General features: G+C 53.5%; 5 protein-coding genes. 3 read left to right on the top strand and 2 right to left on the bottom strand.

Features of this window, described 5'->3' with window-relative positions:
* Positions 1 to 203 precede the first annotated feature (203 nt).
* Positions 204 to 458, top strand: a complete 255-nt coding sequence (locus Q0835_RS30435; protein WP_363324522.1) for a hypothetical protein — start codon at positions 204 to 206, stop codon at positions 456 to 458.
* Between the two features lie 169 nt (positions 459 to 627).
* On the opposite strand, the gene tnpA is transcribed toward Q0835_RS30435, so the two are convergent.
* On the bottom strand, positions 628 to 924 hold the full coding sequence (gene tnpA / locus Q0835_RS29045; protein ID WP_298966813.1) for an IS200/IS605 family transposase: 297 nt from the start codon (positions 922 to 924) through the stop codon (positions 628 to 630).
* A gap of 1,372 nt (positions 925 to 2,296) precedes the next feature.
* Positions 2,297 to 2,626: a hypothetical protein gene (locus Q0835_RS29040; protein WP_298966810.1), complete on the bottom strand. Its 330-nt coding sequence runs from the start codon at positions 2,624 to 2,626 to the stop codon at positions 2,297 to 2,299.
* A 774-nt stretch (positions 2,627 to 3,400) separates the two neighbouring features.
* On the opposite strand from Q0835_RS29040, the gene Q0835_RS29035 reads away from it, so the two are divergent.
* Positions 3,401 to 5,320, top strand: a complete 1,920-nt coding sequence (locus Q0835_RS29035; RefSeq protein ID WP_298966815.1) for a Tn3 family transposase — start codon at positions 3,401 to 3,403, stop codon at positions 5,318 to 5,320.
* A 12-nt stretch (positions 5,321 to 5,332) separates the two neighbouring features.
* Positions 5,333 to 6,244, top strand: coding sequence for a tetratricopeptide repeat protein (locus Q0835_RS29030; protein WP_298966808.1), 912 nt, complete (start codon positions 5,333 to 5,335; stop codon positions 6,242 to 6,244).
* Positions 6,245 to 6,260: the final 16 nt, after the last annotated feature.

Here is a 6,260-nt window from a genome sequence, read left to right as displayed (position 1 = left end):
GCGGTCTTCAAACGTGTCGCATAGTTACTTGGGGAAAGGGGCGAGTTCACCCGAAACACGACCGCTGCAAAAAGGTGGATACACTCTAAGAAGAAGAAATATCAACTTCTTTTCAACTTAATTACCTGTAATTTTCGCTTTATTTAACACCCATAATTACCGTAAGAAAATGATTAAATAGGATAAATACTTCGTATTCGACAATGTGGGGATTTACAATGATGTATCTTTTGGCAATAGCATTCATTTTCAATGCGTCGATTTTATCAACCTCGACAATCGCAGAATCTTGGTTCGTTACGTTCGATTTAAATCAAGATGGTTTCGTTAGCTTCGACGAACTTATTGCAGCGAATTTTCTAACGACTAACGAGGCTTTTCGGGCAGCTGATCTTAATCGCGACAATCTGTTGGACAAACTAGAGTTCTTCTCACCAATTTTACGATCAGATAACTGAGGGTTGGCGAGTTTCAGATAACATCTACAATTTGACGTGCCATAGCCCCCCATGGCGTAACTGAACCTGGCCAACAATACGGGCTGGCGCACAGGACGAAGTGCGTCAGCCGCAGGTGCATTGCTAACCTATTTTTCTGAGTTAGCAGGAGTCCTTTTTTGGATGGATTTCAGGCGTTCATCTCGGCGGCGTAGTCTTGACATAGCCCGAATGCATCAGTCCTTGCGTGTCGGTATGAGGCATCGGACAGGGACTGTTTTGGAGGAATGCTGACAAACATGTGGATGTGATCGCGTGCGAGCACTCCGCGCACAATATGGACGCCCAGTTCCTCGCAGGTCTGGCGGATGATCGTGCGCAGGCACTCGCGCAACGATCCCTGCAAGACCTTGTAACGGTACTTCGTCGCCCACACGACATGATAGCGATGATAGTATTTGGTATGACTGGCTGTAGAATAGCTCATATGGAAACTCCTGACCTTGAGACCCGTGCTGGCGTGAGGTCTCAAGGTCAGGAGTTTCCATATTGGAATGCTGAAGCGCACCGGCTAAAAGCCGGGGTTTGTGTCCATTCAATGGAAAAACAACCTTTGAAAGGGTCTTTTGATGGAGCCAAAAGAAAACGAAAGAACGCTAATCGGTAAGTTAACGGTGCAACAGTCATCACAATCAGAACGTGCCAACGCTGAGGGAGAACGGCAAATCCGTACATCAACAATTGCGAGAACAGACCGCGGATTCGTCCCCGAGCAAATCGAACTTGCAGACACTCGCTCGAACAACAACACTGCCAACGCGGCTCGCAATCCCCGATCACGCCAAGGTGATATGACTGATAGTGACAAAGCCAAATCCGACGGCGACCAGTCCAGCGCAAACAGCGGCCTCTTGTCCGGATCATTGAGGACCCGAACATCTGACGCCGACAGCCGCGACGCACAATTGATGGATGAAAATGGAAATCTCGCGGGTTTCATAGATGATCAACAGCTGGATGAGGCCGCATCACAGGGCTCCCGTAGCTGGCGAAATTCGAACGCATCCAACAGCGAAAACAACAGCGGCCGCGAATCGGGTATTGCGGAACTTGAAGCTGTTCGCGAAATGCAGACTGCAATCGATTTAGATAGGCCAAGACCTCAGCGCACACGACGATTGTCCCGCAAGGCGCTTGAAGATCAGGAAGCCATGCAAGGTCTCGATCCTGAAATGAGGGCATATGTCGAACATGGCAAAGCACACACGGACCTAGTCGATAACTCCTCAGAAAGCACGATCAGTGGTCATCGCAAAACCGGAAGTTCTATCAGGGCAGTCACGAGACATTCTGAACGGCAAGACGATCACATCGTGATCGGCGAAAACTCTACTCCGAGATTTGAATTGACCAGACTGTCGTCAGTCAATGCTCAAGATAGCCCCCAATCTGCTACCAACAACGCCCTAACCCAAGCGGGGCCAAGTAATGCACCTGGCACGCTCGCGGACCAGCAAGAAACAGCCGCTAGGCAGGCTACCCGTATCAAGCCGCAAGAAAATGCTGAATATGGCACACATACTGCGCGGCCTAACCGAGAAAAAAGCCATAGAGGCACAAAGCGAAACACGTCCAAGAAACTACCTAAAAGTCGGGCAGCAAAGCGTTTATATCGCTCACATGAAGATGCGGGCACAAGCGATATTTCGTCTTTCTTTCAAAAAAAAGGAATGACGAGACACTCCAACACAAGTGCTCATGGGATGCCTCGGCCCGCCCGATCGTCCCAAGCCCGAGCAAACAGGGGGTTGCCGACTAACCGTGCTGTCATCGACGTCGATGAAATAGCGCCTTCTCCTTCATTGCTGGAAACCCGAGAGCAGAGCAATAGACCTCGGTCGATAATAGCCATAGGCGCTCCGGCCGACCTTGTCATCCCGGAAGTCCCGCAAAGCAGCAGCGAGGCATCCAACACAAACCGTCAGGGTCGAACCGGCTCTGGCTCCGGGATGCCAAAAGAACCAATCGATGATAACGCGTTTCCATCCCCACCATTGTCCCCAACAGTAGTAACGCGAAATGTCCGGGCACCCGGCGGGACGGCCAGCGCAGGCCTTGCGCCCCCAAACACCGCAGATCAAGCCGCCCTTGCCGCAGAAGACGAAACAGTTACACACCGCTTTGGACATGAACGCACAACCCCGCAAATGCATCGTACCGGAGTCAGCGAAAGGCCCCCCCGTCCGCCAAGATCATGGCCAAGAGGTGTCGCGTTTGCGCCAAGTGAAGTCCCACCTCCACAACGCCGTCAACAAACACTCAATGAAGTTATGACCATCCGAGAGCGCTCGCCCGATAGGGTCAGGCTTCTGCCTAACAATCAGGAGCCTGTTCAACAAAGACGACAGGCTACAATTGAAGAGGTAATGACTGTCCGCCGGCTATCATCAGATCGCATTGAACTTGGACCGCCTCCCCAACAGCTGGACCGCCCTGAACCGCTACTGCAGCAAACTGCCATCAGCGAAACACAAGCCATTCGCCTGCCAACACAGCATGTTGCGCCTGCTGTTGGGGGTGCAAGCAGCCTACAGAGCGGAGATACAGGGCAACAAGAGTCTAGTAGAAACCGGTCGAGAGAGAGAGAAAGACATCCGTCCAGATGATCCTCACAAGCGGGACAGAAGTTTTTCGGGCATTGCCATTTGTGGACAGCCCCAGTTTTGCAAGAGTTTTCTTTTGTGATTTCGATCATGTTGCGAGCGGTCATTTGTCCGGCCTGTTTTCGCGGTACACATGACCGCTGGCCCTCCCTCTCAGCGTTGCATGGCAACGCCTGCCGGGCAGTGGAAGAAGTCCGCGCACCGGATCCCTATTAACTTGTCGGGCTATGGTACCCTGGCAATACCACGGGATTTTCCGGCAGCGGCTGCTTTGATCATCATCACTTAGATTGCTCTTGCATTCTCCTCCGCGGCGTCGCCGGTGCCGCTCGTCTCAAGGCGATCATTGAGGAACACCGGGCGAAGGGAACGTTGGACACTCGTATCCAAACGGTGATGCGGGGAACTTATGCCAATCACTACCGGCGCATGTTGCCGCCACTCTTGTCCGTACTGGAGTTCCGGTCCAACAACGAGACATGGCGGCCGATCCTTGAGGCACTGTCTCTGGTCAGTCGTCTGAATGAAGACGGTCGCCGGTTTGCCCCGGTCGCATTCGCTCCGGAAGGATCTATCCCACCCAAGTGGCGGAAGACCGTGATTGACGATCACGGCCGCTTGAATGTCATCTCCTATGAGCTTTGTGTCTTGACACAACTGCGGGAGCGGATCCGCGCCAAGGATATCTGGATTGCGGGAGCCGACAGATACCGCAACCCGGATGAGGATCTTCCTGGTGATTTTGCGGAGCAGCGCGATGTCTATTATTCCGGTCTGAACCTGACCCAGGATGCCGGCAACTTTGTCCGATCGGTGCGGGATCAGCTGGAACAAAAACTTCTTCAGTTGAATGCGACACTGCCCGCGAATGACAAGGTCCGGCTGCGCCGGCATGGGAAGAACAGGATCTGCATCACACCCTTCGAGCCACTGCCGGAACCGAAGGGGCTGCTGGCCCTAAAATCTGAGATCAACCGCCGCTGGCCGATGATGGGACTTCTCGACACCTTGAAGGAAACGGCCCTTGAGACCGGTTTTCTCGACGCGTTCGAGACGTCGGCCAGCCGGGAGGTTCTGCCGCCGGCTGTGCGTGATCGACGCTTGTTGCTGTGTCTCTATGGTCTCGGCACGAACGCAGGCTTGAAACGCATTGCGGCCGGTGTTCCGAACATATCATACGACGAACTGAAGCATGTGAGTCGTCGCTATCTCGATGGGCCCTCCTTGCGAGCAGCTTGTGCCAGGGTTGCCAACGCCACGCTCGCGGTGCGCAATCCTCTGATTTGGGGCGAAGCCGGAACAGCCTGCGCATCGGATTCCACCAAGTTCGGCGCTTGGGACCGGAACCTGATGAGCGAGTGGCATGCCCGTTATGGCGGTCGTGGAGTGATGATTTACTGGCATGTTGAACGGGAATCGACCTGTGTCTATTCCCGCCTGAAGCGTTGTTCTTCGTCCGAGGTTGCCTCAATGATCGAAGGTGTCTTGCGGCATTGCACGGACATAGAGATCCAGCGTCATTATGTGGACAGCCACGGCCAGAGTGTTGTCGGCTTTGCCTTCTGTTATTTGCTCAGTTTTGATCTGGCACCGCGGCTGAAGGCGATCGTGCGCCAGAAACTGGCATTACCGTTTGCTGATATGCGCGGCAAGCTGCCCAATCTCCTGCCGATTTTATCGAAACCGATCGATTGGGAAGAGATCGAGCGTCAGTATGATGAAATGGTCAAGTATGCGGCGGCCATGCAGACCGGCACGGCCGATCCTGAGGCGATTTTGCGCCGGTTCGCCCGTTCTGACGTGATGCACCCAACCTATAAGGCTCTGGCGGAACTCGGCCGTGCGATCAAGACGAATTTCCTGTGCCGCTATCTTCGTTCTGAAGACTTCCGCCGTGAAATCCATGACGGCCTGAACGTGGTTGAGAACTGGAACAGCACCAACGGCTTTGTGTTCTTCGGCAAGGGTGGTGAGATTGCCAGCAACCGGATTGCCTATCAGGAGCTTTCCGCCCATGCTCTGCACCTTCTCCAAGCGTCAATGGTGTATGTGAACACTCGTATGATGCAGAGCGTTTTGACGGAGCCGGCATGGTGGGCTCGGTTGTCTGCGGACGGCGATTGCCGCCTGTCGCCAACCATTCATTCCCACATCAACCCTTATGGCCGGTTCGATGTCGATCTGGATAAACGGATCGACTTTGAACTCATAGCTGCTTAATCGGAGCCGGAAATGCCAACGTCAAAGAAGCCCCGCAAACAAAGCTCAACCGTTCGAACAGTGTCGGATCTGTCAGTGTTTCCGGATCCGAGGTCTCTCCAGCCGTCTTCCGCCGAATATAAGAGCGCGGCCAACGACGAGACGCTTTGGCAGGCACAAGAGCTTGTCTACGATTCCTGGGAAACGTCAGATTGCCGCAGCCGATTTGCTCTGGCCCGGCAGGCACTGAAACTATCGGTGTTTTGCGCCGATGCGTGGCTCACCCTTGCAGAACGACCTTCTTTGTCCAGAAGCGAACGGCGGCAGTTGATTGAACGTGCTGTAGCCGCGGAAGAACTTGCATTGGGAGAAGGCAGGTTAAAGGAAAACGAAGGACACTTCTGGGGTGTCCTGGAAACCCGGCCATACATGCGTGCTCGCGGAGAACTTGGAGAAGTTCTCTGGGATACCGGAGAAAAAGAGGCAGCGATCCAGAACTATAGGGAAATGCTTATTCTGAACCCCGGCGACAACCAGGGTATTCGCTATATTCTGGCGGCGAAGCACCTCGAAATGGGCAAGATGGACATGCTGAAATCGCTCATGGAACAGTGCGCCGACGAATATTCGCCGGAAATCCAGTATACGCGGGTGTTAATCGCCTATTTTGAAGAATGTGAAAATGCGGAGGATATCGCCGGACTTGCCTTTGAAACCAATCGCCATGTTCCGGGTATGCTCTCCGGCCGGGTGCCAACAGTTCCCGTCGGCGACTACGTGACCTTGGGTGGCAAGGACCAAGCCCAAGCTATGTTGATGCCAATGGCGCAGCGTGGAGACAAATTCCCGGTGCCGTTGAATGGCTGGATGAAATCACTTCCTCAGTTAGGTGTTCAGTCCCGGCATTTGATGGATCGGATTAAGTCTGAAACGATCAGGTTCTGAAGTCCATATCTTGCAA

The sequence above is a fragment of the uncultured Roseibium sp. genome (genome assembly GCF_947499295.1).
Lineage (GTDB): Bacteria > Pseudomonadota > Alphaproteobacteria > Rhizobiales > Stappiaceae > Roseibium.
The sequence above is the reverse complement of the archived record's forward strand: the minus strand, read 5'-3'. Positions and strand labels throughout refer to the sequence as shown.

What these genes read in the sequence shown, in the direction of transcription:
- Q0835_RS30435 (WP_363324522.1), top strand. Translation starts at nt 204, where the DNA reads ATGTGGGGATTTACAATGATGTATCTTTTGGCAATAGCATTCATTTTC.
- tnpA (WP_298966813.1), bottom strand. Translation starts at nt 924, where the DNA reads ATGAGCTATTCTACAGCCAGTCATACCAAATACTATCATCGCTATCAT.
- Q0835_RS29040 (WP_298966810.1), bottom strand. Translation starts at nt 2,626, where the DNA reads ATGTCCAAAGCGGTGTGTAACTGTTTCGTCTTCTGCGGCAAGGGCGGC.
- Q0835_RS29030 (WP_298966808.1), top strand. Translation starts at nt 5,333, where the DNA reads ATGCCAACGTCAAAGAAGCCCCGCAAACAAAGCTCAACCGTTCGAACA.